This is a genomic window from Paenibacillus sp. 2KB_22 (genome assembly GCF_052115745.1).
Classification (GTDB): domain Bacteria; phylum Bacillota; class Bacilli; order Paenibacillales; family Paenibacillaceae; genus Paenibacillus.
In genome coordinates this window covers 88,519-112,433 of record NZ_JBFRHG010000010.1, presented here as the reverse complement: position 1 = coordinate 112,433, position 23,915 = coordinate 88,519, and the positions used below count along the sequence as shown (strand labels likewise).

The following is a 23,915-nucleotide window of genomic DNA, read 5'->3' as shown; positions in this document are numbered from 1 at the left end:
CATGCCGCCAGCGTTCGTCCTGAGCCAGGATCAAACTCTCCAATAAAGTATTGAAAAGAGCGATAAGCTCATTTTGAATCTGACGAGATTAAAAATCTCATTTGTGCTCCAGTCGATTCAAGCCAAGGCTTGTTTCCAACTTTCGCGTTTCATTCTGCAAGCAGAATGTTTACTCACTCGTTGTTCAGTTTTCAAAGATCAAACTTGTTTTGCTACCGAATGTCGTTCTCTTCAGCAACTCTTATATAATATCATGTTCCAACCAACTTTGCAAGCTCTTTTTTTTAAGTTTCTTTCGAAGCTTATTTCATTCGCTTGCCGCACCGTGTTTCTCGTGTTTTTTTGGCCGGAAATAGAATATACCATGTACGCTTATCGAATGCAAGTCTTTTTCGAATAAGATTAGTTTCTTTAAATATATTATCCCATAGTCCTTTAACAAGCATTTCCTTATTGTCGGACGTATGATACATACGCAAAAAACTCACCGTATGATTTCCAATCCTATTATAGAGAAAACTCCTTTTGTGTACATGCTACAATAACTGTGCTAATTACATTCAGATCACGAAAAGTTCACTTCACTATTATCATTCATTGTGAAAGAAAGAATAGTATAGAATCTTCATATTATAGAAGCATACTAACTGTATGATCTCATTGGATAAATAACCAACAGATCATAGAACATTATATTCATTCCTTCTATATAGAAGGGAAATATTTTTGAAATTCATTTTACTCAAGAATAGAAAACAAAAAAAAGCGAAAGCTCCGGGTATAGATCCCGTGGGCTTCCGCTTCTTTCATATATAAGGCTACATCCTTAATGCAGTATTCTTTTCATCACAACTATTGTAGGTTTACTCCCCGCCAATAAATACGTATCTGCAGACTACAATGATCGCCAAGATCCACATGAGCCAGTGAATTTTCACTTTACGCTCTGTAACCAAGTTACTGAACACCGCCAGAATCACATAAGATACGATACCTGCGGAGATCCCGTTCGCGATTCCGCCTGTGAAAGGCATCAATACAATGGTTAGGAACGCAGGGAAAGCTTGCAGGAAATCATCCCACTCGATGCTACGTACTTGACTCATCATAAGCACACCCACGATGATCAATGCCGGAGCCGTCGCAGCGGATGGAACAACCAGCGCAAGAGGAGCAATAAACAGAGCCAAGATGAACAACAAACCTGTCGTTACCGAAGTCAGTCCTGTACGTCCACCCGCCTCAACGCCTGAAGCACTTTCAACGTATGCTGTAATGGTACTTGTACCCAGGGCAGCACCTGCGCTGACACCAACTGCATCGACGAGCATCGCTTTACCGATCGTTTTCTCGCCTTTTTTCTTATCCTTCATAATCCCCATACGTGTTGCCGTACCTACCATGGTACCGAACGTGTCGAACAATTCAACGAAGGTAAAGATGAAGATGATCTCGAACAGCCCCAGACTGATAGCACCTTTCAAATCCAGTTGTCCAACCGCCAGATCACTGAAATTAGGCAACCAGCTTGCGCCTGAAAGACCACTCAAATTCGTAACTCCCATTGGAATACCAATCAGCGTTGTTGCTATGATCCCGATCAGCAGAGCGCCTTTGACACGCATAACCATCAGTATAGCAATCAGGAGCAAACCAATCAGAGCCAGCAATGCATCATGATGTGTTACAAAGTTGCCCAATGACAGGTTAAAACTGCTACCCGGAATCGGCTGACTCAGATCTGCGTCTGGTGCAACATTAACAGTTACCGCCACGAGATTAGCAAGTTTGAAACCGATAATCGTAATAAAGAGACCGATACCCACCGTAATGGCCATTTTGATCGACTGCGGAACTGCAACAAGCAGCATTTGCCGAATCTTTGTCACGGTCAAAATAATGAACACGATACCCGAAAGGAATACTGCTCCGAGAGCAGCCTGCCATGTAATCGCCCCATTGGAGCTTAGAACGACAGTCATGAAGTAAGCATTCAATCCCATACCTGGTGCGAGCGCAATCGGAATATTCACGAACAATCCCATAATAATAGTCATTAATCCGGCGCCGACGGCTGTTGCAAAGAATACTGCATTATCCGACATCCCCGCCCCGGCTTGACCCAAGAACAACGTATTCACAAAAAGAATGTAAGCCATTGTCATAAAGGTAGTAAGACCCGCAACAATCTCCGTTCTAACGTTTGTTCCGTTTTCTTTTAATTTAAAAAAACGATCCATAATTAACTAACTCCCCCTTAGAGATGTTGAAGCCATATTGAAAAACGACAAATGACCCTGATGAAGATTCTTCACCCAGGGTTCAGCTGACAAGGAGTGGCACGATGCCTTTGCTAAGAACAAAAAAAATTCTAATGTGCGTGATGTCCCGCAATCATGTAGAATTCCTGTGCTCAGCCTTCTCCTCTTCGTAGCCAGATCATTAGGGTGATCTCGTAGAGACTCCCGGGCCAATTCCCGAGATTATACGAATTAGTATGCGCTATTTGTTTGTTTCCCATCACTATTTTAGGAGGGCAGTATGTTTTTGTCAATGATAAAAACGAATGTTAATATCGATATCCTATAATATCGTTCGTATTATTTAACAGATTGAACCAGTTCAGCGGTTTACAACCCAATTGTATGCGCTTTTTTCGGTGAAATCTCAATGGAATATGTTCATTCTATCAGACTGAACGTTCAGCAGTTTAATATAAAAAAGCTATCCTGATCAAAGGGCAAGAAGCGCTCTAAATCAGGATAGCTTATGTTTCTGATGCATTTAAAGCAATCAGATGAATGGTGATTCCAGGAATAACAATGCCCCTTATTCCGAAGGCCTATTATCATTAGGTATATGGAGCAATTGGCGACATGTTCCGGAGCTATTTTTTACCGGATCAGTCCTATGTTAGTTAAATCTCTGTCTGTGGAGCATCCTGTCCCTCATGTTGTTCCTGATTCGTGTTCGTTGTTAAGTCAGAGGATAACTCCTGGTTACTGGTCTGATCGGAAGAAGCATCCGTTGCCTCTAAGTTCACAAATGGAAAGTCACCCCAACCGGAAGCCAGGTCTTGCATACCTGAACCGCATCCTGCCAGCATCACCATCAGAAACGCACTTCCAATGCCCATCTTCCATTTGCTCATATAGTCGGTTTTACGCATACATTCAATCTCCTTTCAGTAGCCATATAGCTCTTAGTATCTACTTATTGTACAGGCTAGACCTGAAAGAATCATGAATTGAACTTTAAAATGGGATGAAATTCTAGAGTTTATTATAGAAGAACTACGCCCTGATAAACGTTTAATCATACTATACGCAATAAAAAAGACTCCCTTCCATTTGCTAAACACCGCAGATAAAAGAGAGTCATTTTTCAATCTATTGTTAAGAGTTTATACCCTATTCCCACTCGATCGTTGCAGGTGGTTTGGATGTTACGTCATAGACGATACGGTTTACGTTATCAACTTCGTTAACGATCCGTACGGAGATTTTCTCCAGCACATCCCAAGGGATACGTGCCCAGTCCGCAGTCATACCGTCGATGGACGTTACTGCACGGATACCTACAGTGTAGGAATACGTACGTGCATCACCCATAACGCCAACACTCTTCATGTTCGGCAGGGCTGTGAAGTACTGCCAGATTTCGCGGTCAAGACCGGCTTTGGCAATCTCTTCGCGCAGAATGTAGTCTGAATCACGAACAATTTTAAGTTTCTCTTCGGTAACCTCACCCAGAACACGGATCGCAAGACCCGGACCAGGGAACGGCTGACGGTGTACAATTTCGTCCGGCAGGCCACACTCGGTACCGACTTTACGTACTTCATCCTTGAACAATGTGCTCAGTGGCTCGATGAGTTTGAAGTTCATGTCCTCAGGCAGACCGCCCACGTTGTGGTGGGATTTGATGGTCTGTGCAGTCGCTGTACCACTTTCCACGATGTCCGTGTACAGTGTACCTTGCGCCAAGAATGCAAAATCATCGAACTGCTTGGACTCTTCGTCAAATACGTAAATAAACTCGTTACCGATAATTTTACGTTTTTGTTCTGGATCATCCACGCCAGCCAGCTTGGACATAAAGCGCTCCTGTGCATCAATTTTGACAACTTTCATGTCGAATTTGCCAACAAACGTCTCCATGACACTTTCAGCTTCACCTTTGCGCAGCAGACCGTGGTCGATAAACATACATGTTAATTGATCACCAATGGCTTTGTGAAGCAATGCAGCTACAACGGAAGAATCTACACCGCCGCTAAGCGCACACAGTACTTTACTGTCGCCCACTTTTTCACGAATGTCTTTGATCGTGTCATCGATGAATGTCTCCATCGTCCAGTTTCCTTCGCAACCACAGATTTCGAACAGGAAGTTGCGAATCATGTCGTTACCCCGAACAGAGTGACGTACCTCCGGATGGAACTGAACAGCATACAATTTACGCTCATCGTCGCTCATGGCAGCGATTGGCGCACTTTCCGTGCCTGCATCCAGTTTGAAACCTGGAGGAAGTGTAACCACGTGGTCACCGTGACTCATCCATACGGTATGTTCACCTTCAATGCCTTTTGCGAGTGTAGATCCAGCAGCAAATTCAAGGTCTGCTTTACCATACTCACGCTTCTCGGAACGTTCTACTTTACCTTCGAGCTGTTGGGCCATAAGCTGCATCCCGTAGCAGATCCCGAAGATTGGCAAGCCTAGGTCATAGACAGCCGGGTCCACGTGTGGAGCATTCTCAGCGTATACGCTGGACGGACCACCTGAAAATACGATCCCTTTTGGTGCCATTTCTGCGATCTTCTCCGCCGGTGTATTATACGGCAAAAGCTCGCTGTATACGCCAAGATCCCGGATTCTTCTGGCGATTAACTGATTGTATTGGCCCCCAAAGTCAAGGACAACTACAATTTCATTCTGCTTATTCATAACCGTGCCTCCCTCAATTCAATGAAACTAATTATACGCAACGACAAAACATACCGTCAAGGAAAGGCGAAACTCCTTTTTTCGACATTTCAAAACAGGGTTGCCCACTGCCTCTAAATATGAAATTTCGAATGGAAAGCCTGGCAGCAAGATGATGGTTCAAGTGTATGATCGTGGAAAGACGCCTCATTCGCAGCGTAGCGCGAAAGGCGTCTTATGTATAACATACAACGATGATCAACCGATGCACAATAGAATAGATGCACCAGTGGTGATCATCTTCTGCCACAACCTGCCAAACTGTATCGGAAAGCGATAGCGAGAGTCCAATCACCGGCAGGTTGTGTGGCATCCATGTTGTAACATCCTTGGGTTACAACGCCTGCAGGCGCCGGGCCAAACGAAGTGCCCGGCGCAGGAAGTCCAGACTGTCTGCGCGCAGCGGACGGTCTGGCCCGTACAGCAGCCGTTCCCAGTCGGCTGCAAACCGCGCGATGTCCGCGCCGTCCGCGCCTGCGGCCAATGCCGGTGACGCTGCATATTCCCGCAGCGTCATACCCGGCGGCCGCGGGCCGTACCGGCGCGCGAGCGCGGCCCAGACCGGAGCGGCGGCACCCAGCAGCCGCTCGCGGTCTGGAAAGCTGCTGCGCGGCCAAGCCAGCAGCAGCCTGATTCGCAGCGCGGGGCGTAGCCGCCGCATGCGGATTAGAGCAGCGGCGCCCAGCAGGGCCGCTGCCACAAGGGCTGCCGCGAGCCACGGCTCCGCGGCAATGGCCCGTGCGCGGGCGAGCAGCCACGCGCCCGCGTTAGCCAATCCGCCGCTCATATACGGCAGAGTCTCCACAACAGGCTGCGGCCCGGCGAGCGCTGCGACATCTTCGCCCGCGCCTTGCGCCATGGTGAAGCCCGGTGTAGCCTCGAACGGCATCCAGCCTGCACCCGGAAAATACACCTCTACCCAGGAATGTGCATCTCCTTGGGAAATAATATACTGACCGGGTATATTCGGGTCAGCTATTCCAGACCCGAAGCCTTTAACCCAGCGTGCCGGGATGCCCTCTGCACGCAGCAAAACAATCATGGCTGTGGAGAAATGATTGCAATACCCCTGCCGTGTGACGAATAGAAAATCGTCCACAAAATCTGTTCCACGCGGTGGCATACGGGTATCCAGCGTATATTCGGCATGAGCAGCCAGATACGTCTTGACGGCTTGAACAGCGTCATACCGAGTTTCACTCCCTTGAATGATTTCCTTGGCTAGCGTCTGCACTCGACCCGGGAGTGACGTGGGCAGTTGAAGATATGTCCTCCGAATAGATGCGGGATCTTTGCCTTTATTCGCATTCCCTAGCAGACGTAACTGTTCCGGCGATGCCACAGGAAGCATGACGTCTGTCGTATAATTTTTAACCGTATTATCATCCCCGGAGCTTGCAATCCACAACGTTGCGGAATCTCGATTAGATAGCAAAGTACGCATGTTCTCCTCATTATTGCTGTTCTTATCCTGAAACGATACATTCAGCGGGATTCCCCCGGTAAATAACGGATTTGGCCCTTTCCAGTCCCGTTTCATCGTCACCGTTTGGCGAATACGCTTCCAATAGGCTTGATTCTCCCAACCATCAGCACGCAGGATTCCGGACGGACTGGCCGTTTCAAAGCTTTGCTCAGGGTCACTCCAGGTACTACCGTTATAATATGAACGAGTCTCCCCTCGCCAATACGTCACTTCCGGACTCTTCGCTGTGAAAAAGATGGAATCCCCCTGCACCAGAGGTGCTCCCATGGGCGCATCTGCTGTGCTATATCCCGTGACCGCCGTTGCAGCAGGGATACTACTGTGCTGCGTATAACCTGCCCAGCGAGCTATACGTTCACCCATCTGCTCCAGGGATATGCGTTCCGGTTGAGGTATGGAAGCGAACTGACCAGGTAACGCAGAGAAAAGTACCATACCTGTGGAAGCAACAATGGTTATAACGCTCCAACGGCCATAGGGACTGCCACGATAACTCGGAGTAGTGACTCCTCCGTTGAGGCGTAGTAGCTGAAGCAGAGCCTGAATTAGAAAAGTCCATAAGACAGACCGTATTACCGAAGCATATACATCCAACCCCGCAAAGGATTCAAGCAGAAGCAAGTATACCAGCGTTGCACTGCCAAATAGCATAACGCTTCTACGTAGCAATACAAGGGATTGCACAGAAGCCATGAGCATGCTCCAGCCGCACATCATGAGCAGCCCTCTCGTTTCTGTACTAATCGAGTGGAATCGCCAGCTATTCACAAAGGTGTCCATATCCGCTGAAAGTATCCCCGGGTATGCAACCGCCCAACGGACAGGATCACTTCCTCCGTACATCAGACATAACGCAGCGAGTGCAATGAATAATCGGATCAGTATTCCGGTGATCCACCCTGTGCGAAATAACCCCGCGAGCAGCAATGCTCCAGTTAATCCCGCCATTACGGACAAGAAACGTTCACTGCCCTGCTGATCTGATGACGTAACAGGATATATCCACTCCAGAGACAGTATAAGTAAAATGGCCGAAATAAAAATTTTATACAGGACAGGAATTACAACTATTCCCTCATCCTTTATGTCCGTCACAGAAGTCTGGTTCACAGCTTTAAATACGGAATGGGCCGAATCTATTCTCAGACGGGCTGTTGACGCTTTGTCAGCCGCCACAGTGGAATTGGGTTCCTGGTTTCTATTACGCTCCCACATCCGTTACCTCCACCTTTCCCAATGAAGATAACGCAACGTCTGTAACCGCATGGATCGGTACCCCGCTGTGACGAAGACGCTCCAAACTGAAGCTGTCATATTCTAATCCAGTCATTAATCTATCCACTGATTCTACCTGGTTCATTTCAGTCAATTGCACCTCTACACGATAACCCGACCCGATTGCAGTTATAATCCATTCAGCCAGAACCTGATCCATCTTACCTGTGAGAACCACAATTCGCGAACCGCTCGCCAGTCCATCCAACATCTCCGTTCGGAGTGAAACAGACACAGATTGTGCTGCTGTGGATATTCGTGCCCCCGCTAGTCTGTCCAGTCCATGATTCTCATCATCTGCAAGGAATGACCCGTTTTGCCATTGATCTTGTGCATCATGGCTCTTATCTCCACCTTCCATCCACAGATGATAAGGAATGTCATCCCGCTCAGCGGTATGAATCCAGCGGGCTGCTGCACGAACCACTCGTTCAAAAGCAGGTGCATCCTTGATCTCTGGCTGTTTTACCTCATAACCCGACGCGCCTTCATACACAAGGATGCCCAGCGAAGCCAGATCCGTGGTATCGGGCAGAAAGGTTTGAAGTTGCCCCGTTTTGGCTGTACTTTTCCAATGAACACGTCCCAGTGGGTCACCCTGCTGATATTCACGAAACTCGGGGCTACGGTTCCCCTGGCTATTTCTTCGCTCAGACAGAGTCCCTTCGATCATCGCTGCGAATTCTACCGAATCCCCCTTCCCCCAAGCCGTTGCGTGAGGAACAACAATCAAGGGTGTACCTCCTGCGGTCTCTGCGGAGAGGGTATTCCAGCCAAACATATCACCCCAGTACAACCTGCCAGTATCCCATCTGTAGACCCCTCTGCGTAAACCGGAACATTCATATTGATAGGAAAATTGTCGCCGTGTGCCCGGGAAAATCAATTTGCGATGAACACCTGCAGGTGAATTCTCACACAGAACGATCCATAACAATGGAATACGGCAATCGAATTCCAGCTCGACTAGAACCCTTACCCGCTCGCCTGCTTCAATCCGATTCGCATGTATTTTCCGACGGATGTGAATACGCCGTGGTCTGAACCAATGGAGAAGCAGACCTCCTGTGAACATCATGCAAGCCATAATGGATAGAAACAACGCCGCTTTGCCCCCATGCCACTGATACAAGGAAGCAAAAGCCACCACCAAGACAGCACTCAAAATCCGTTGTCCCAGAGCAGTCATTGCCTCCGTCCCCTTCCCTGTGATGCCATTTGTACAGGGACCGGGACCGATGACAATGCTTCCTCAATGACTTGGACTTGTCCCCAAACCTCCGCTCTGTTCTGAGCCTTCAATTGAATACGATGTGAAAGAACAGGCACAGCCAACTCTTTCACATCATCGGGAATGACATAACTGCGTCCTTGAAGGTAGGCAAATGACTGCGCCGCAGCCATCCAGGCCAGTGTTCCACGCGGGCTGATGCCCAGTCTGACCGCCGGAAGGCTGCGAGAGGCTACAGCAACGGCCACCAGATACTGTTTGACGACCGGGTCAACATGTACCTGTTTGACTTCACGCTGCATGGCTACGACTTCTTCAGCAAGCAGGACAGGGCGAAGCTCATCAAGCGCTTCTCTACCTTGCATGCGGCTTAACAGTTCCAATTCCTGTTCCGGATCGGGATACCCTAGTCCAATCCTCATGATAAATCGATCCAGCTGCGCTTCAGGCAGACGGTACGTACCCTCGAACTGTAACGGATTCTGTGTCGCCAGCAGAAAGAACGGGCGTGGCAAGGCGTAGGTTGTGCCATCAACCGTAATACGTCGTTCCTCCATTGCCTCCAGCAGGGCAGACTGAGTACGGGGTGAAGCGCGATTTATTTCATCCGCCAAGACAACGTTGGACATGACAGGTCCGGGGCGAAACTTGAATTCAGCTGTATGTGGATGATAGATTGAAGTGCCCGTAACATCTGCCGGCATGACATCGGACGTGAATTGAATCCGGCCCATGGAGCAGTCCAGCGCAGAAGCAACGGCACGAACCAGCATGGTTTTTCCGGTACCCGGCACATCTTCCAGAAGCACATGCCCCCCACTGAGCATTGCAGTGAGAACATAACGAATCTCCTTTTTTTTGCCAATAATCACACTCTCAACACGCTTCATGACCCTATTTAACAATTCAACCGCATGTTCATGTTCCATTCGGATATAAGACATTTCTCCTGATCTCCTTCCATCCATCGGCATTCCTGAGCCATAGTAATCTATGATTCAGTGTTGCCCGGAAGTAGAGAGAATAGTCCTGCAAGAATGACTTTCTTCAGATCATTTTATACTTAAATATGAGATTCATTGCTGAAATGGATCTGGAAGAGCCCGCCTTCACCGTCCACTCTGCCTCATTACTGGTTAAGGAATTTACTTTTAACCCCATCTGCTCCAGTAACTCACGTAACGGAACCCAGATGGTTCCCCCCTGACTGTGTACTGCTCCTGTTTCAATTACCCCTGTTGAGCTCAGTGTTCCGCTCACACTGTCTGCATGAATCGTTCTTTCCTTCCATACTGCTGTGGCTGTCCTTGTCTCCGGGTCCCACCGAGTGCTGCCCCCGAATTTTTTCATAAATGTACGCAAAGGCACCATGATTCGCTGCCCATCCATTCGGAACTCTCCAGGTTGCAAGGTTGCCGCAGCCAGTCCCACCTCTACCTTCAGCTTCTTGCTTGTGAGCCACAATGCGGCATTCCCTTCTACATGCTCTGCAATCCATGCCTTTCCCGGAGCCTTGCGGGACTTATACTTAGCATCGGGATGAACTCGGAATTGAACCGGTTGATCCGTGCTCTTTATGGTGTCAAAACGGTAGCCGTGATCACGATAATATTTGATAATACCCGGAAGTGCTTTTACCGTTTCAGCATGCGCACCACCGTCATGCATCAGGACAATCACCGAACGTGTTCCCGCAGGTACTTTAGTCGAATTTTTAAGGATTTCTTTGGCAGGAACCCCTTTTCGTTTGGAGTCCCCACTGTCAACATTCCAGTCCATGACGGTGTATCCACCCAATTGGAGCAAATCAAAATAACTTTGGTCAAAATGTCCGTAGGTACCTCCTGGCGCTCGCACCAGATTAGGACGGAAGCCAGTTATACGTTCCAGCACTTCCTCTGTCTGCTTGATCTGTTTCCAGAACACTTTAAAATCACTGTACAGCTGTTTATATTGATGATTGAACGTATGATTGCCCAGAGCATGTCCATCCTCCACAAGCTCTCGGATTAACTCGGGATAACGCTCTGCCTGCTCACCCAGCACAAAAAAAGTAGCCAAAACCTGCTCTTTGCGCAAAATATCCAATACTTCTCGGGTATGGTTACCCGGTCCGTCGTCAAAACTCAGATAGACGACATTGTCTTGCGTATTCTTATCTTCCTTGATCGGATCACCTGAACCGGAAGCAGAAGATGCATACGCCGTGCCTGCATATACAGCGAATACACATAGCAATATCGCAACTCGCACTAAAATGACAGACCATTGTCCAGATAAAAACGTATGTATGGATGTTACGGGAATTTCCCCTTTTTCCTTGATTCTTAATTCCGGTCTCTGTACCATTTACGAATCGCCCTCCACCGTCTCTAGTGAATTTGCTGATAGACTTCAGCAGATTTGTTAGAATTATATGGAGGCTTTATTGAAAAAAGACGCATTTTTGTTTAATATTTTTTCACAATTTGATATGGTGTGTGATTGATTCTTCGCTTCAGATTAGGTAGCATAATGGACAGGCAGAACGTATTCAAAACACCTTGGAGAGGATTCATGCTCCCACCCCGTCTTCAGGAGAGTGAAATCTATTGGAATTGCTTGAGAAGATCCAACATTTGTTTGGGTCCTACGGATACAGCGTATTGTTTTTTGGCTTGTTGCTTGAATTCATCGCACTTCCCTTTCCTGGTGAAACAACGATGGCTTACGCAGGGTTTCTCTCCTACAAGGGTCATCTCGACTTCGGAATCCTCACCATACTGGCTTTTCTGGGAACAACGATAGGCATGACCATCACTTATTTTATTGGAGCCAAAGCAGGACTGCCCTTTATAACACGATACGGAAAATGGTTTCTGCTGAAGCAGGACAAACTCGATAAAACGCAAAAGTGGTTCGCCAAGTATGGTAATGCTTTAATCTTCATCGGTTATTTCATTCCGGGAGTACGGCATTTCACCGGATATTTCGCGGGAATAGCTGCTGTTCCTTTTCGCAAGTTCGCTCTCTACGCTTATTCGGGCGCGCTGTTCTGGGTTGTACTGTTTCTGGGCATCGGCAAAATATTCGGCCCCCAGTGGAATGCCGTATTCCATCTGGCTCATCAATATGCAGCATATATCGTGGGAGGAATTGGCTTATTGCTTATTGTTGCCGTGCTTTACCGTTACCGCAAAGCATGGGTATCAAGATCCGCCGTATCCAAGTCAGCCCCTGTTCGTCAAAGACAAAAGTAAATTCGGACAAACGTCCATCTATAATAAGTAAGCAAGGAGTTGCGAATAATCGCGGCTCTTTTTTTTTCGTTTTTTTTCAATTAAACTCTGTAATCACCTCATCACCTCCTCCAAAATAAACACTTACTCAAACGGAATGATGAACTATCATTCTTTTTTGTGATAATCCGAATTCATCCAGGTCATACTAACTTGCAAATATAGGATGTATAGGGGGTGAAGATATGAGTGAACCAAACGTGGAGCATCAAGATCAGAGGCAAATCTCACCGAATCTCAGCGAAAATATGGATTACTGTAAGCAAGTCATGGGGAACAGCAATGACTTGATGATGCGCACTCTCCAGTGTCTACATAAATGGCCTGCCGTCATGTTGTACATTGATGGATTAGTGGATGTGCAGATCCTGAATCATTCCATCCTGGAATCCCTGTTAAAGACACATGACCTCCCGGAATTCTCGGCAGATGAAGAGCATCTAAGCTACATTCAAAATGATATTTTAGCCGCGAGCAATGTCATTCTGGTGGATGACATGGAGGATGTGCTCAATGCTCTCCTGTCAGGATCGGCTATTCTGCTGATCGAAGGTTGTGTGCGTGGATTGAAAATAGCTGCCGCCGGTTGGGAAGACCGTGCTGTGGGTGAACCCATCTCACAGACCGTTGTCCGGGGTCCCATGGAAGGATTCAATGAAAATCTGCGTACGAATACAGCCTTGATCCGCAAACGGATTCGGGACCCTCATCTCTGGATCGAAGAAAGAGAGATTGGTCGTATTACCAAAACAAGGGTTGCTGTCTTATATCTGAAACATACCGTTGATGCAGGTGTCGTGGAGGAACTAAGGCGGAGGCTCGATGAGATCGATATTGATGGGATTCTGGAAAGCGGGTATATCGAAGAACTTGTACAGGATGAAACAGGCACGCTATTTCCTACCGTTTACAATAGTGAACGTCCGGATACGGTTTGTGCTGCCTTGCTTGAGGGAAGAGTAGCCATCATCGTAGACGGGACGCCTTTTGTACTACTGGTCCCGGCATTGTTCGTGCATTTCTTCCAGTCACCGGAGGATTACTATCAACGGGCCGATATCAGCACATTGATTCGTATGATTCGATATCTGTCCTTTTTCATCGCTCTGCTGGCCCCATCCTTCTATATTGCTATTACCACTTTTCACCAAGAGATGCTGCCCACCAATCTGCTTATTAGTCTGGCAGCTCAACGTGAAGGCGTGCCTTTTCCCGCATTCATTGAAGCTATACTTATGGAATTGACCTATGAAATTTTGCGGGAAGCAGGCATACGGATTCCGAAAACCGTTGGTCAGGCCGTCTCCATTGTCGGGACGCTGGTTATCGGCCAGGCAGCCGTTGATGCAGGGGTTGTCTCCGCTGCAATGGTTATTATCGTTTCTATTACGGCCATATCCAGTTATGTCATTCCAGAGAATGGACTGTCCATCTCTGTCCGAATTCTGCGATTTGTATTGATGATCCTCGCGGCAGCATTTGGTTTCTACGGTATTCTCATTGTTCTGCTCATTACGGTTACCCATCTATGCAGCTTGCGTTCTTTTGGCGTACCCTATATGTCCCCCTTTGCACCTTTCATTCAGAAAGATCTGAAGGATACTCTGTTTCGTGTACCTTGGTCCCATATGAAAACACGTCCACTTTCTACAGGTACACCGAACAAAACCAGACAAGCCAGCAAAAAAACGAAGCGTTAATTCGGTAAGGAGAACATCGTATGAACAAGTGCTTCCGATTAATTCTATGCATGACATTCCTGCTCCCTCTCCTTACCGGATGCTGGGACCGCCAGGAATTGAATGAACTTGGCATCATGCTGGGTCTTGGGGTAGACAAGGATGGCGATTTGATTAAAGTGAGCGCTCAGGTCGTTGTGCCGAATGAAGTCTCCTCCAAATCGGGCGGAGGAAATGGCACCCCTGTTACACAGTATGAAGCGTCCGCACCCACGCTGTTTGAAGCGATTCAAAAGCTGACTGAGACAAGCCCGCGCCGCATATTCATGGCCCATATTCGTGTGCTGGTGTTCGGTGAAGAATATGCCCGCAAAGAGGGCATCTACGATGTCATTGAAGCGTTAATGAGAGAACCTACTGCGAGACCCGATTATTACGTCATGGTTGCTCGAAATACAACAGCTTCCAAGGTACTGGATACACTTACTCCATTGGAGAATTTACCTGCGGAGAAGTTATTTAATTCCCTCGATGTATCCGCCAAAACCTGGTCACCCACAACGACTGTCACTGGTGACCAGTTAATGGAGTATATGCTGGCTCCCGGTATACAACCTGTAATCACCGGTGTAGAGATTATTGGCAATTCTCAAAAAAGCGGAAGCAAAGAAAATATCGCGACAATCAAGTCCCCAGCTCGTCTCAATTCAACGGGATTAAGTGTCTTCAAGAAGGACAAACTGATCGGCTGGTTAACTGAAGATGAATCCAAAGGATACAACTATATCCGCAACAATGTGGTCTCTACCATTGGTCACTTGCCTTGCCGAAAAGGCGGCAATGTGACTTTCAAAACCCTTCGTACCAAGACGAAACGAAAAGCGAAGATCATCAAAGATCAGCCAGTAGTTCATATCAAAATAAAAAATGTATCTTCCATCGGTGCAGTAGAGTGTGGTGTCCGAATTGGTTCGATGAAAACGCTCAAAGAGTTGGAAAAAGACAGTGAGGAACTGCTGATGGAACTGATGGAAAAATCGATAAACTCCGTGCGGCGAAAATTCCATGTCGATATTTTTGGATTTGGTCAGGAAGTATACCATGCTGATCCTGCATTTTTCAAAAAGGTTGAGAAGGATTGGGATCAATATTTTGAGAACCTGGATGTTACGTATGAAGCCAATGTACAGATTAAACGTGTAGGTACACTGGATGATTCATTCAAGGAGGATTTGAAGGAGTGAGACCTGATGTTGATTACAATTACTGTCATTGTCATAGGGGGCCTTATAGGCTTGTTTGATCTGCCGGGTCTTATCCGTCGCAAGGAATGGAGGGAAACAGCTGTGTATAGCGGCATGCTCGTCATTGCCACAGGGTTTAGCGTGATCGCAGCAAACCTCTGGGATTTTCCGAGTCCGCTCTATATCATCATGTGGATCTATGAACCTGTTAATCAATTCTTGGCACATCTGACGGGAACCTAGAAAAAGGAGAGGACCATTATGCTTGAACAGGGGCGCCTTGGTACAAGACAATTGACCACTCTCACTTTTTTGATCGTGGTCGGGGATATGATGCTGATCTACCCCTCAGTCATCACATCCTATGCGAAACAAGACTCCTGGATCTGTGCTTTCATAGGCGTTCCTCTGGGAATGGCACTCATGGCCATGATCCTGAAGTTGTGCAGTTTGCATCCAGAAAAAAATCTGGTACAGATGGCACGAAGTATTCTGGGGTTCTGGCCAGGTACTCTCTTTTCCTGCATCTACCTGTTCTTTTTTATTATTGGTGCTTCCACCCATACGAGAGAAGTCGGCGATTTCATGACGACTCAAATCTTCCAGTACACTCCCATTCGTATCGTCATTCTGATGTTTGTCATCGTGATCGGCTGGGGAGTATTTCACGGATTAGAGGCGATGGGGCGAAGTAGTGAACTACTGATGCCCGTCGTTATTTTGTTTATTGTCGTCCTTGCAGTCTGCCTGCTTCCTCAGATTGATACCAGCAATTTGAAGCCCGTAAGTGATACGAGTGTTGTCTCTATTTTGCAGGGCATTCTGGTAAGCATTATATATCCCATTGGTGAAGTCGTCCCCATCATGATGATTCTGCCCTACGTTGCCAAGCAGGCTCATCGAACACGGGACGTACTTATTGCAGCAGGCCTAGGGAACCTGGTATTGGCAACACTTGTTACCATATCACTGCTGGTCTTGGGTGCCTTTCTCACGCAACATAACATATACGCTTCTTTTGTTTTATCCCAGAAAATTAGTATTGGAAGCTTCTTTGAACGTATTGAAGCTATTATGGCCTCTTCCTGGCTGATCTCAACTTACTTCAAAGCGATGATATACTTATACGCCTTTATTGTTGGTTGTGCGGAACTGTTCAAGCTTAAGCAGTATCGGATGCTTGTTCTCCCAGCATCGCTACTCGTTTTCGGATTAGCCAATCTTGTCTCACCAACCATAACCTTTATCGTAATCACCGTTGTTCCCTATTGGGTAGATTGGGATACTACTCTGGGGATCATTCTACCCGGCTGTCTCCTGCTGATACAATTGCTCAAGTCGCACAGAAAATCATCGGTTACTCATAACAACGCCTCACAGGAATGAATACTTTTTTCGGGAAGGAGCCTGGTACGGATAAAAAATTGAAATTCATCAACGAATGTCATCCATGCTGAATTTAGGGAAGGAGTGCGGTCTATGTTAATTAAAGAGAAAATCACCATTAGGCAATTTGCACTGCTCACCTTCCTGGTCATGGTTGGAGACATGATTCTGCTCTATCCCTCCGTGGTTACTGCTTCCGGCAAACAGGATTCCTGGTTCTGTTCTCTTATCGGTCAGCCGATCGGCTTACTCATCATATGGGTTCTATACAAACTTCATCAGACACATCCTGATCTGTCCCTTATTGAAATCTGCCAAAAAATACTTGGCCGGTGGGCAGGGGCTGTTTTGTCATCTGCATATCTGTTCTATTTCGCCATAGGCGCTGCCATATGTATCCGTGAAGTTGGTGACTTTATGACCACACAGATCTATCTTCAGACCCCCATCCGGATCATTCTGATTATACTCATTTGCGCTCTTGTCTGGGGAGTTATGCATGGCTTGAATACAATAAGTGCAAGCAGTGAATTGCTGACGCCGATTGTTGTTGCATTTATGATCCTGTTATTCATGGGGCTGATACCCCAAGTAAACAGTTCACATCTACAGCCTTACTTGAACACCCCCTGGATTCAACTGATTCAGTCTACCATTAAGGGGGCTTTCACTTCCTTTGGTGAACTAATTGTGATTACCATGGTTCTCCCTTATGTTATGTCAGGGCCACATATCAAACGTGACATGTTACTCGCTACCTTATGTGGAGGCTTATTGTTAACCACCCTGTTGCTCATTTCCTTGATGATCTTTGGCCCCTTTCTGACCCAACATGACATCTACATCTCCTATACCCTGTCTCAGAAAATTAATATTGGCAACTTTTTCGAGCGAATTGAGGCGTTCATGGCGACCGCTTGGTTGATTGCTACCTATTTCAAAAGCCTGCTGTACATGTTCTCTTTTGTCATTGGAACAGCACAGCTATTTCAGTTAAAGACATATAAGCCTCTCATCCTGCCATCAGCAATGTTATTATTCGCTTTAGCTGTACTGATATCTCCCAATGTCATTTTCTACACCAATACGATCATGCCCGCTTGGGTGGATTGGGATATCACTGTAAGCTTTATTATTCCGCTATTCCTTCTGCTCGTGCATCGGCTTCGTTCTGGCAAGAGCAAGAACAATTCAACTAATCATAAACGATTGCCCACCTAAAAAGGCTGTGTTCACGGTATACCCCGCGAAACACAGCCTTTGGTAATGAAACGGATAAGATGTATTCACTCATACATATCCAGGTCATTACATTACAATGCCTTCACAGCCTCAAGTGCTGCCTCAATATGTCCTTTGACCCGAACTTTGGACCAATCCTTGATCAATTTCCCCTCTTCATCAATCAGAAAAGTAGAGCGAACCACACCCATGTACTCCTTGCCATACATTTTCTTCAGCTGCCATACACCGTATTGCTCGGCTACAAGGTGTTCTTCATCTGATAACAAGGTGAACGGCAGTCCATATTTGGCGATAAACTTGTCATGCTGTTTCATCGGATCGGTACTGATCCCGAGAATGACCGTGTTTAGCCCTTCAAATTCAGCATGTCGATCCCGGAAATCACAAGCCTGTTGCGTACAAGACGAGGTCATATCCTTGGGATAAAAATAAAGCAGCACCCGCTGTCCGCGGTAATCGGAAAGCTTCACCGTTTCCCCCGTACTGGACGGAAGCTCAAAATCCGGTGCCAATTCGCCTACAGTTAACGTCATGTCAGTTCCTCCCTAGTCTCGCCCATGAATGTTATAGGCGTTATTATGATCCTGCTCCGCGATACCTTTTCACACCATAATTCCACAGAAGCAAGCCCATGGAACCAAACACCAGTCCCATCACAGGTGTAAGCAGCGCCATGCGATGCATCTCGGACCTCTCCAGGAACAAGGCAGCCGGATAGATACCCACGAAGGCAAACGGAATGATCCAGGTCAACAGCACCTGAATGGCACGGTTGTAGATCGTTACCGGGTAACGCCCATACCCTTGGATGTTATACATCAATGGCAGAATACCTGTTGGTGCGTCCGAATAAAAGGACAACGAAGTCAGTGTGGTATAGATTCCGGCATAGATCATTACTGAGCTGAGTGCCAGAATAATCAAGGCAGGAATATGCCACCATTCCAGCACCAAGCCCATCTCTGCTCCGCTAAAGATCATGATGATCAAGCCGATAAACGAGCCCACCAGCGCAGGCGGGTCTACATTTTCAAGCAAGATCTGGAACAGATTATGTGCAGGGCGTGTTAGGATACGATCCATCTCGCCTTTGACGATATACCGTTCACTGAATCCCCACAGATTGATAAAACAACTGAAGATGCCATAGGGCACCATAAAATATCCATAAACAAAGAGCACTTCACTCTCACTCCAGCCGCCCAGGTTATCCGTATGGCGAAAGACCACAAAGATAAAGATCAGGTTGGTTGCCTGGAACAGCAGATCCGATAGGATCTCCACCCAGAAATCAGCACGGTACGTGAGTCGTGTTTTCATATAGTTCTTCAAATATTCCCAGATCAGACCCATATAGTACATTCCGTTATCCCCCTTGCACGAACAGACGCTTGCGCGCCTTACGCCAGATCAGTACCATCGGAAGCAGCAACACGGCGAACCAGAACACCTGAATACCGAGTACATTCCAGATGGCGGTACCTTCCACTCTTCCAGTAAAGACCGAACCGGGCAGATACGTAATGGCCTGAAAAGGCAATACCTTCATCACCGCGGACATCCAGCCTGGATACAGGCTGATCGGGATGATTAGACCGGAGAACAAATCAACCACGACGCGTTTCATACGCATCATGCCTTCATTATTTTCCACAAAGAATGCTGCCAGTCCCGTGATTACATTAATCTGGGAATTAATGAGGAAACTGAAGAACAGCATGACGAGAAATCCAATCCACGCCGATGGGGCCGTAGGCAGTTCGACCGGGAACAGCAGAATGGCAATGAGCATCCCCGGAATCATGAGGAGCAGGAAGCGGAAAATGCCTTCGCCAAGACCCTGCATCATTTTGACCATAACGTAATTGATTGGCCTGATGAATTGAATCGCAATGGAACCATCCCGTATATCTGCTGCAATCTCTCGGTCCAGGTTGTTAAAGTAAAAGGCACGTGCCATCCAGGATACAGCGATGTAAGTAGTCATCTGCGCCGCCGTGAAGCCGCCAAGTTCACCACTGCTGCCGTAAATGGCTTGCCAGGTAAAGTAATACACGCCGATATTCAGCGTATATATCAAAATGCCGGAGTAATAATTCACCCGGTATGCCAGCATCGTTAGAAAACGGATGCGCATAAAATCAATAAATGCACTATTCATCTCAGGATACACCCACCGCTTCTTTCCCTGCTCCCACAATCTCGGGACGCTCGGCGGAACCGGATTGGTAAATACTGCGCACAATCTCATCCGTGTTAATCTCGATAATCTGAATATCGGTAATATCGGCTTGTCCAACGACACGTCCGAGTACATCCGAAACGTTCAATTCCAGTGGAATCCATACGGATGCAGACAATTCATTCTCTACCGTCCAACGTACAGGTAACGCCGCAGTCCATTCCTGCATCTGACTCATGTTGTGAGCTGAACCGAACTTGAAGCGGATTTCCCGTTCCTTGCCCCATTGGGACTTCAGATGATCCAGACCTCCATCATAGATGATGTTACCCGCATCAAGCATGATCACCCTGGAACATAGGGCCTCAATGTCCTGCAAATCATGGGTTGTGAGCAGAATGGTTGTTCCATGCTCCTTGTTCATGTCTTTCAAGAAATCCCGAATTTCCGACTTCACGACAATATCCAAGCCAATGGTTGGCTCATCCAGAAAAACAATACTCGGGTTGTGCAACAATGCTGCCACTAACTCGCAGCGCATACGCTGACCAAGACTGAGCTTCCGCACTGGACGACTCAGCAGGTCCTGAAGCTGCAATCGCTCAACCAGTTCATCCAGCCTTTTACGGAAATCGACCTCTCCTACACGATATACTTTGCGCAATAAATGGAAGGATTCGATAACGCCAATATCCCACCACAATTGACTGCGCTGACCAAAAACAACACCAATATTCTGTACAAACTTCTCCCGTTCCTGATACGGAACATATCCACCAACCGATATTTGCCCTGAAGTAGGCACCAAAATGCCGGTCAACATCTTGATTGTTGTTGATTTACCGGCACCGTTCTCCCCGATATATCCGCATATTTCGCCTTGCGGAATCTGAAATGAAATATCATTTACAGCCAATACCTCTTGGTATTGACGTGCAAACAGGTCCTGGAACGCGCCCTTCAGCCCACCTCGGCTTTTCTGGACGCTAAACGACTTGCGCAAATCTTTGACATCAATCGCCAGCATGATTATACCTCACTTGGATTTTGTTGAAATTGCTTGTAGCCCAAAAAGAAATTATAATGGTATCAGTCAAAATTCAGCAAGCTTTAAAATAGTCTGGAGCCGCGTCCTGCCCTTATGTATGGGAAAAGACGTGTACGGAAAGCTCCGACTACATCTTACATGAATACTCGAACTCGTTTTTTTATTTCATCTCAAATACAAAGGAGAGCTAGCATGACCAGAAAGACGAAGAGAACCATATGGATTTCTCTTGCCGCCTTCGTGTTAATTATTGGAGGAGCTGCGGCATATTATTTCGGTTCTATTCTCAATCAGTTGGACGGTTTGGCAAAGGACGGCGACGATTCACCATTCGCTGGTATCGAAAATGTGGAGAAAGTAAATACTCCTGACCCGCCCAAATGGGAAGGCACAGAAACGGTCAATATTCTCGTTATGGGTGTCGATGCACGTGGATTGAAAAAAGGTGAAGTTCCTCGCTCCGACAGCATGATGGTCGTATCGCTCGACCCACTTACCAAAAAAATTAATCTGTTCTCCATTCTGCGCGACACTTACGTCAATATTGACGGATATGGCAAGGAGCGGATCAATACCGCCATCACCCATGGTCCTAATGCAGCAATGCAAGCTGCCGGCGACCTGCTCGGCATTCCTGTACAATATTATGTGTATACGGATTTCCAAGGATTCATCAAATTGGTGGATGCCGTTGGCGGTGTTGATTTTAATGTGGAGAAAGACATGCATTATACAAGTAAAGCAGACAATAACGAATACGATATTGATCTCAAAAAAGGGTACCAGCATCTGGATGGCGAGACAGCTCTCATGTACGTTCGTTTCCGTCATGATGCGATGTCGGATTTCGCTCGTTCCGAGCGTCAGCGTGAATTGCTGAAAGCTGTTACGGCGAAAATGCAGTCCACGACTACTATTGCCAAACTGCCTGCCATTCTGGAACAGGTTAATCCTTACGTAGATACGAATCTGACACTATCCGATATGTGGAAGCTGGGTGGACTCGGATACCAGAGCAGCATGAACGGCAGTGAGCAGATTCCACCGATGAACCTGTTGAAAGAAGAACGTACAGCAGGCGGTGCGCAAGTATTGACGGTTACCAATGAAGAGAAATTGAAGCAGCATATTCAGGATATTATTCACCCGCCTGCTACAACGGATGACAGTACGACCAGCACCGAAGATAAAACAGCCAGTGGTGACGATCAGAAGTCAGAGCAACCGGCTCAGTAATCTATACATGCAGAGGGCAGCCATTACGCTGCCCTCTCGTTGTGCCCGGTTATAATATTATGAGAGAATCATCATATCTTTCTGTGGCTTGTACCTTTATCATATTTTGAATTACGAAAGGAAGTTATCTTATGAAACCATCACGTTCCCGATCCGAACTTCTATACGCAGAAGCACTTGAACATATTGTAGGAGGTGTGAACAGCCCTTCACGCTCGTTTAAAGCCGTTGGTGGCGGTGCACCTGTATTTATGAAAAAAGCCCAGGGCGCCCACTTCTGGGATGTTGATGACAACCGTTACATTGATTATCTGGCTGCTTATGGTCCAATTGTTACAGGACATGCCCACCCTCATATTACGCAGGCAATTACGGAAGCAGCAGCCAATGGAGTATTGTACGGTACCCCGACTGAACTAGAGATCAAGCTTGCCAAAATGCTGAAGGAAGCCATTCCTTCCATGGATAAAGTACGCTTTGTTAACTCCGGTACGGAGGCGGTCATGACCACAATTCGGGTAGCTCGTGCCTACACCAAACGCAACAAGATCGTAAAATTCGCGGGATGTTACCATGGTCACTCGGATCTGGTGCTTGTGGCGGCCGGTTCTGGCCCGTCCACGCTGGGTATTCCGGATAGTGCCGGCATTCCTACCAGTATTGCGCAAGAGGTCATCACCGTGCCTTACAATGACCTGGATAGCCTGAAAGCCGCACTGGAGCACTGGGGTGACGATGTTGCCGCGGTCATGGTTGAACCGATCGTTGGGAACTTCGGTATGGTGATGCCGGAACCTGGCTTCCTGGAAGGTCTCTGTGCCATGACACGCGCCAATGGCTCACTGGTTATCTATGACGAGGTTATTACGGCTTTCCGTTTCCATTACGGTTCTACACAGACGTATGCCGGACTCGATAATCATGCGGAGATTGAACCGGATCTGACGGCTCTTGGTAAAATTATTGGTGGCGGCCTGCCCATCGGTGCTTACGGTGGACGCAAACACGTTATGGAGCAGGTTGCTCCACTCGGCCCGGCTTATCAAGCGGGAACGATGGCTGGTAACCCTGCATCCATCTCGGCTGGTATCGCATGTCTGGAGGTCCTGCAAGGGGCGGGTGTGTACGAAGAGATGGAACGCCTTGCTATCGACCTGACAGCAGGTCTGCAAGCTTCTGCTGACCGTCATGGGATTGCACTGACAATCAACCGGATTCGCGGTGCATTCTCCACCCATTTCTGTGATCATCCGGTGACGAACTATGATCATGCCCAAGACACAGACGGAGAACGCTTCGCTTCCTTCTTCCGTCACATGCTGGACCGTGGCATTAACCTCGCTCCATCCAAATATGAGGCCTGGTTCCTGACCACGGCTCATACAGACGAGGATGTTCAGGCTACATTGGAAGCCGCAGAAGCTTCCTTCAAGGCGATGGCTCAGGAATAACCCGAATAATTCCCACCCAAATGTAACGTACAAACAATAGTTGATAGAGAGCAACTACGAAAAGAGGCGTCCAACAAGTGTTCAACTTGTGTGGACGCCTTTTGGTGTTTTTTACAAACAGTGGTGATTGTCTACATGGGGTTAGGGTTAGATGCTATGCAATATCTTCAAGCGTAGCTTATTGAT

General features: G+C 47.2%; 20 protein-coding genes and 1 riboswitch. Of the genes, 8 read left to right on the top strand and 12 right to left on the bottom strand.

The window, feature by feature from the left end; translation table 11 throughout:
* Positions 1 to 863: 863 nt before the first annotated feature.
* From AB4111_RS29575 to AB4111_RS29540, 8 genes are all read right to left on the bottom strand, one after another.
* On the bottom strand, positions 864 to 2,240 hold the full coding sequence (locus tag AB4111_RS29575; RefSeq protein ID WP_036614057.1) for an NCS2 family permease: 1,377 nt from the start codon (positions 2,238 to 2,240) through the stop codon (positions 864 to 866).
* A gap of 171 nt (positions 2,241 to 2,411) precedes the next feature.
* Positions 2,412 to 2,511: riboswitch (purine riboswitch) on the bottom strand.
* Positions 2,512 to 2,917: 406 nt separating this feature from the next.
* The gene (locus AB4111_RS29570; RefSeq protein ID WP_442034850.1) at positions 2,918 to 3,169 is read right to left on the bottom strand and encodes a hypothetical protein; all 252 of its coding nucleotides are present in this window, start codon (positions 3,167 to 3,169) and stop codon (positions 2,918 to 2,920) included.
* A gap of 241 nt (positions 3,170 to 3,410) precedes the next feature.
* Positions 3,411 to 4,949, bottom strand: a complete 1,539-nt coding sequence (gene guaA / locus AB4111_RS29565) for a glutamine-hydrolyzing GMP synthase (RefSeq protein ID WP_253429998.1) — start codon at positions 4,947 to 4,949, stop codon at positions 3,411 to 3,413.
* Positions 4,950 to 5,163: 214 nt separating this feature from the next.
* Complete coding sequence (locus AB4111_RS29560) at positions 5,164 to 5,301, bottom strand: hypothetical protein (RefSeq protein WP_442034847.1); 138 nt, start codon at positions 5,299 to 5,301, stop codon at positions 5,164 to 5,166.
* A 21-nt stretch (positions 5,302 to 5,322) separates the two neighbouring features.
* Positions 5,323 to 7,689 carry a transglutaminase family protein gene (locus AB4111_RS29555; protein WP_442034845.1) on the bottom strand — a complete coding sequence of 789 codons (2,367 nt, stop codon included), beginning with the start codon at positions 7,687 to 7,689 and terminating at the stop codon, positions 5,323 to 5,325.
* Positions 7,676 to 8,938, bottom strand: a complete 1,263-nt coding sequence (locus tag AB4111_RS29550; RefSeq protein WP_442034843.1) for a DUF58 domain-containing protein — start codon at positions 8,936 to 8,938, stop codon at positions 7,676 to 7,678. The genes AB4111_RS29555 and AB4111_RS29550 overlap by 14 nt, the downstream gene beginning before the upstream one ends.
* Positions 8,935 to 9,924 (bottom strand): AAA family ATPase, encoded by a 990-nt coding sequence (locus AB4111_RS29545; protein WP_442034841.1) that lies wholly within the window; start codon positions 9,922 to 9,924, stop codon positions 8,935 to 8,937. The genes AB4111_RS29550 and AB4111_RS29545 overlap by 4 nt, the downstream gene beginning before the upstream one ends.
* Positions 9,925 to 10,027: 103 nt before the next feature.
* Complete coding sequence (locus AB4111_RS29540; RefSeq protein WP_442034839.1) at positions 10,028 to 11,329, bottom strand: polysaccharide deacetylase family protein; 1,302 nt, start codon at positions 11,327 to 11,329, stop codon at positions 10,028 to 10,030.
* Positions 11,330 to 11,571: 242 nt separating this feature from the next.
* On the opposite strand from AB4111_RS29540, the gene AB4111_RS29535 reads away from it, so the two are divergent.
* The 6 genes from AB4111_RS29535 to AB4111_RS29510 all read left to right on the top strand — a co-directional run bounded on the left by AB4111_RS29535 (position 11,572) and on the right by AB4111_RS29510 (position 17,788).
* Positions 11,572 to 12,219, top strand: a complete 648-nt coding sequence (locus AB4111_RS29535; protein WP_253429985.1) for a DedA family protein — start codon at positions 11,572 to 11,574, stop codon at positions 12,217 to 12,219.
* A gap of 224 nt (positions 12,220 to 12,443) precedes the next feature.
* Positions 12,444 to 13,958 carry a spore germination protein gene (locus AB4111_RS29530; RefSeq protein ID WP_342571794.1) on the top strand — a complete coding sequence of 505 codons (1,515 nt, stop codon included), beginning with the start codon at positions 12,444 to 12,446 and terminating at the stop codon, positions 13,956 to 13,958.
* A gap of 20 nt (positions 13,959 to 13,978) precedes the next feature.
* Positions 13,979 to 15,181 (top strand): Ger(x)C family spore germination protein, encoded by a 1,203-nt coding sequence (locus tag AB4111_RS29525; RefSeq protein WP_442034837.1) that lies wholly within the window; start codon positions 13,979 to 13,981, stop codon positions 15,179 to 15,181.
* Positions 15,182 to 15,187: 6 nt separating this feature from the next.
* Positions 15,188 to 15,424: a hypothetical protein gene (locus AB4111_RS29520; RefSeq protein WP_442034835.1), complete on the top strand. Its 237-nt coding sequence runs from the start codon at positions 15,188 to 15,190 to the stop codon at positions 15,422 to 15,424.
* A gap of 18 nt (positions 15,425 to 15,442) precedes the next feature.
* Positions 15,443 to 16,567: a GerAB/ArcD/ProY family transporter gene (locus AB4111_RS29515; RefSeq protein WP_442034833.1), complete on the top strand. Its 1,125-nt coding sequence runs from the start codon at positions 15,443 to 15,445 to the stop codon at positions 16,565 to 16,567.
* 93 nt (positions 16,568 to 16,660) lie between these two features.
* Positions 16,661 to 17,788: a GerAB/ArcD/ProY family transporter gene (locus tag AB4111_RS29510; RefSeq protein WP_442034831.1), complete on the top strand. Its 1,128-nt coding sequence runs from the start codon at positions 16,661 to 16,663 to the stop codon at positions 17,786 to 17,788.
* A gap of 92 nt (positions 17,789 to 17,880) precedes the next feature.
* Here AB4111_RS29510 and bcp read toward each other — a convergent pair whose 3' ends face one another.
* The 4 genes from bcp to AB4111_RS29490 are packed head-to-tail and all read right to left on the bottom strand — an operon-like array spanning position 17,881 to position 21,021.
* The gene (gene bcp / locus AB4111_RS29505; protein WP_442034829.1) at positions 17,881 to 18,345 is read right to left on the bottom strand and encodes a thioredoxin-dependent thiol peroxidase; all 465 of its coding nucleotides are present in this window, start codon (positions 18,343 to 18,345) and stop codon (positions 17,881 to 17,883) included.
* Positions 18,346 to 18,388: 43 nt separating this feature from the next.
* Positions 18,389 to 19,174, bottom strand: a complete 786-nt coding sequence (locus AB4111_RS29500; RefSeq protein ID WP_253429966.1) for an ABC transporter permease — start codon at positions 19,172 to 19,174, stop codon at positions 18,389 to 18,391.
* A gap of 4 nt (positions 19,175 to 19,178) precedes the next feature.
* Positions 19,179 to 19,973, bottom strand: a complete 795-nt coding sequence (locus AB4111_RS29495; RefSeq protein WP_062837592.1) for an ABC transporter permease — start codon at positions 19,971 to 19,973, stop codon at positions 19,179 to 19,181.
* Position 19,974: 1 nt separating this feature from the next.
* The gene (locus tag AB4111_RS29490) at positions 19,975 to 21,021 is read right to left on the bottom strand and encodes an ABC transporter ATP-binding protein (RefSeq protein WP_101315092.1); all 1,047 of its coding nucleotides are present in this window, start codon (positions 21,019 to 21,021) and stop codon (positions 19,975 to 19,977) included.
* Between the two features lie 213 nt (positions 21,022 to 21,234).
* Between AB4111_RS29490 and AB4111_RS29485 the strand changes: the two genes are divergently transcribed.
* Positions 21,235 to 22,278: an LCP family protein gene (locus AB4111_RS29485; protein ID WP_253429963.1), complete on the top strand. Its 1,044-nt coding sequence runs from the start codon at positions 21,235 to 21,237 to the stop codon at positions 22,276 to 22,278.
* A 131-nt stretch (positions 22,279 to 22,409) separates the two neighbouring features.
* Positions 22,410 to 23,729, top strand: a complete 1,320-nt coding sequence (locus AB4111_RS29480; protein ID WP_339239447.1) for a glutamate-1-semialdehyde 2,1-aminomutase — start codon at positions 22,410 to 22,412, stop codon at positions 23,727 to 23,729.
* Positions 23,730 to 23,915: the final 186 nt, after the last annotated feature.